This is a genomic window from Variovorax sp. WDL1 (assembly GCF_001541225.1).
In the GTDB taxonomy this organism is placed as follows: Bacteria; Pseudomonadota; Gammaproteobacteria; order Burkholderiales; family Burkholderiaceae_C; genus Variovorax.
Genome location: NZ_LMTS01000228.1, coordinates 8,745 through 12,385 on the forward strand (window position 1 = coordinate 8,745; position 3,641 = coordinate 12,385).

Consider the following 3,641-nt stretch of genomic DNA (forward strand, 5'->3'; position numbering starts at 1 on the left):
GAAGTCCGAGTCCTGCCTGATCTTCGACGAGGTCATCACCGGCTTCCGCTGCGACCTGGGCGGGGCGCAGGCGCTGTTCGGCATCCGTGCCGACCTGGCTACCTACGGCAAGGTCCTGGGCGGCGGCATGCCCGTCGGCGTGATCGCCGGCAAGCGCACCTACATGGATGCGCTGGACGGCGGCCCCTGGCAATACGGCGACGACTCGGTGCCGACCGTGGGCGTGACCTACTTCGCCGGTACCTTCGTGCGGCATCCGCTGGCGCTCGCCGCCTCCAAGGCCGCGCTGGAGTACCTCAAGCAGGACAACAACAAGCTGCAGACCCAGCTCAACCTGCACACCGCGGCGATGGCCGACGAGCTCACGGCCTTCTGCCGCGAGGTCGGCGCGCCACTGGAGATCCGCTACTTCTCGTCGCTGTGGCGCGTGAGCTGGCTCGAAGACCATCCGCTGCAGGACCTGCTGTTCGCGATGATGCGCAGCCGCGGCGTGCACATCCTGGACAACTTCCCCTGCTTCATGACCACCGCGCATTCACAGCAGGACATCGCGACCATCAAGTCGGCCTTCAAGGAATCGATCGCCGAGATGCAGGAAGCCGAGCTGCTGCCGCGCCGCGCGGCCCCCCGGATGGCGCTCGATCCGGCGCATCCTCCTACGCCCAACGCCCGCCTCGGACGCGACAAAGACGGTCAGCCCGCCTGGTTCGTGCCGGACCCCAAGGCCCAGGGCAAGTTCACGAAGTACCAAGCATGAGCGCCGTCGCCGCCACCCTCGCTCCCGAAGACACCGCCGAGGAGTTCGATCCCTTCGCCTCGGGCCTGATCGAGCGGATCGTTCCCACCACCGAGGCCCAGCGCGAGGTCTGGCTCGGCGATCGCCTGAGCCCGGAGTCCTCGCTGGCCTACAACGAGTCGATGCGCCTGCGCCTGAAGGGCGTGCTGGACACGGCCGCGCTGGCCCTGGCGCTGGACCGGCTCGTGGCACGCCACGAGTCGCTGCGCGCCACCATCTCGCCGGACGGCACGCAACTGCTGATCGGCGAGCCCGCCCCGGTCGTCCTGGCCGAGCATGACCTGGGCACGCTCGACGTAGCCGCGCAGGAGCGCCGGCTGGAGGACGACGGCCTGGCCGTGGTGCTCGAGCGCTTCAACCTGGAGCAGGGCCCGTTGTTCCGCGCCGCGCTCTACCGGCTGTCGTCCATCGACCATGTGCTGGTGCTGAGCGCGCACCACGCGATCTGCGACGGCTGGTCCTGGGGCGTGATCAGCCAGGACCTTGGCGCGCTCTACGCCGAGCAGATCGGCGCCGGCCCGGCGCTGGAGCCGGCCGCCCAGTACTCCGACTATGCCGCCTGGGAAGCCCAGGAGGCGAACAGCCCCGAGATGGACGCCCACATCGGCTACTGGCTCTCGCGCTATGCCGGCGGCAGCCTGCCGGTGCTGGAGCTGCCGCTGGACCGCCCGCGCCCGCCGGTGCGCACCTTCAATGCCTACCGCATCGACCATCTGCTGGAGCAGCCGCTCATCGATGGGCTGCGCAAGTTCGGCGCCAGTGCCGGCACCAGCCTGTTCGCCACCATGTTCAGCGCCTTCGCGGCGATGCTGCACCGCCTGACGGCGCAGGACGACCTGGTGATCGGGATCGCAGCCGCCGGCCAGATGCCGAGCGACATGCCCTCGCTGGTGGGCCACTGCGTCAACCTGCTGCCGATCCGGGTCGCGGTCGACGCGCAAGCCCCCTTCGACCGGCTGGCGCGCACGTCCGCCAGCACGCTGCTCGACGCCTTCGAGCACCAGACCCTGGGCTACGGCGCGCTGCTCAAGAAGCTGCCGGTGCCGCGCGATCCCAGCCGCCTGCCGCTGGTGAACGTGCTGTTCAACGTGGACCGCGATGCCGCGCCCAACGACGGCAATTTCCCCGAGCTCAAGGTCGAGCAGAGCACCATCGGCCGGCGCTACGAGAACTTCGAGCTGTTCCTGAACATCACGCCGGTGGTGGGCGGCATGCAGATGGAGGCCCAGTACAACGCCGACCTCTACGACGACGCGACGGTGCGCGGTTGGCTGGACATGTACGAGCAGCTGCTGCGCGACGTGGTGCGCCAGCCCTCCCAGGCCGTCGGACGGCTCGCGCTGCTGTCGGACGCGAAGGCGCACGCGCTGGCAGCCCTGCAGCCGGCGCCGACCCCGCTCGAAGGCGCGCCGCTGATGCACGCCGGCTTCCTGGCCCATGCGGCCTCCCAGCCCGAGCGCCCCGCCCTGCGAGACGGCACCCGGCGCCTGAGCTACCGCGAGCTCGACGAGCGCTCCAACCGCCTGGCGCACGCGCTGCGCGCGCGCGGCATGGGCCGCGGCGAACGCGTGGGCCTGTGCCTGGACCGCGGCTTCGACATGTTCGTCGCCCTGCTGGCGGTGCTCAAGAGCGGCGCGGCCTACGTGCCGCTGGACCCGGCCTTTCCACAAGCGCGGCTGGACTACTACGCGGAGGATGCGAGGCTCGGCCTGCTGCTGACTTCGTCCACCATCGCCGCCGCGCCCAAGGCATGGCGCGAGGACGCGGCCGAGCGCGTGCTGTTGCTGGACACCGATGCCACCTGGCTCGACCAGCCCGCCACCGCCCTGCCCCCAGGCGCGCAGGACGCGCAGGCCGAGGACGTGGCTTACGTGATCTACACCTCCGGCTCCACCGGCAAGCCCAAGGGCGTGTGCGTGCCGCACCGCGCGGTCGCCAACCTGATGCAGACGATGCAGCGCGAGCCCGGCATCGGCCGCGAGGACCGGCTGGCCGCCGTCACCACCCTGTCCTTCGACATGGCGGTGCCCGAGGTCATGCTGCCGCTGGCCGCCGGCGCCGAGATCGTGATCGTGCAGCGCGAAGTCGCGATGGACGGCAACCGCCTGCGCGCGCTGCTGGAATCCGAAGCCGTCACCATCCTGCAGGCCACGCCCGGCATGTGGCGGCTCCTGCTCGACGCGCAGTGGTCGGGTCCGCGCGGGTTCCGCGCCTGGATCGGCGCCGAGCCGGTGCCCGCAGATCTTTCGCTCGAACTGATGGACCGCACCAGCGAGCTGTGGAACCTGTATGGCCCGACCGAGACGACCGTCTGGTCCACCGTCTGGCGGATGGAGCGCCCGCTCATCGCGGCGCGCGGCGTCTCCATCGGCAAGCCGATGGCAAACACCGGCGTCTGGATCCTGGATGCCAACCTGCAGCCCTGCCCGATCGGCGTACCGGGCGAGATCTGCATCAGCGGCCTGGGCGTGACCCTGGGCTACCTGGATCGCCCCGAGCTGACGGCCGAGCGCTTCGTCACCACGCCCATCGACGGCGTGCCGACCCTGATCTACCGCAGCGGCGACCGCGGACGCTGGCGCAACGACGGCCTGCTGGAGCACATGGGCCGCTTCGACTTCCAGGTGAAGGTGCGCGGCTATCGCATCGAGCTTGGCGAGATCGAGGCGCGCTGCAACGAGGTGGAGGGTGTGGTGCGCAGCGTGGTGATCACCCGCGAGGACCAGCCGGGCGACGTGCGCCTGGTCGCCTACCTGGCCGTCTCACCGGGCGCCGGCGTCGACCTGGCCGCGCTCGACCGCCATCTGCGCAGCCGCCTGCCGCAGTACATGGTGCCGCAGCACGT

2 protein-coding genes are annotated in these 3,641 nt (G+C 70.6%); both read left to right on the plus strand.

The window, feature by feature from the left end:
* A partial coding sequence (locus APY03_RS44635) for an aminotransferase class III-fold pyridoxal phosphate-dependent enzyme (protein WP_232324442.1) occupies positions 1-757 on the plus strand: 757 nt, incomplete at its 5' end.
* A partial coding sequence (locus APY03_RS44640) for a non-ribosomal peptide synthetase (protein WP_232324443.1) occupies positions 754-3,641 on the plus strand: 2,888 nt, incomplete at its 3' end. The genes APY03_RS44635 and APY03_RS44640, both read left to right, overlap by 4 nt.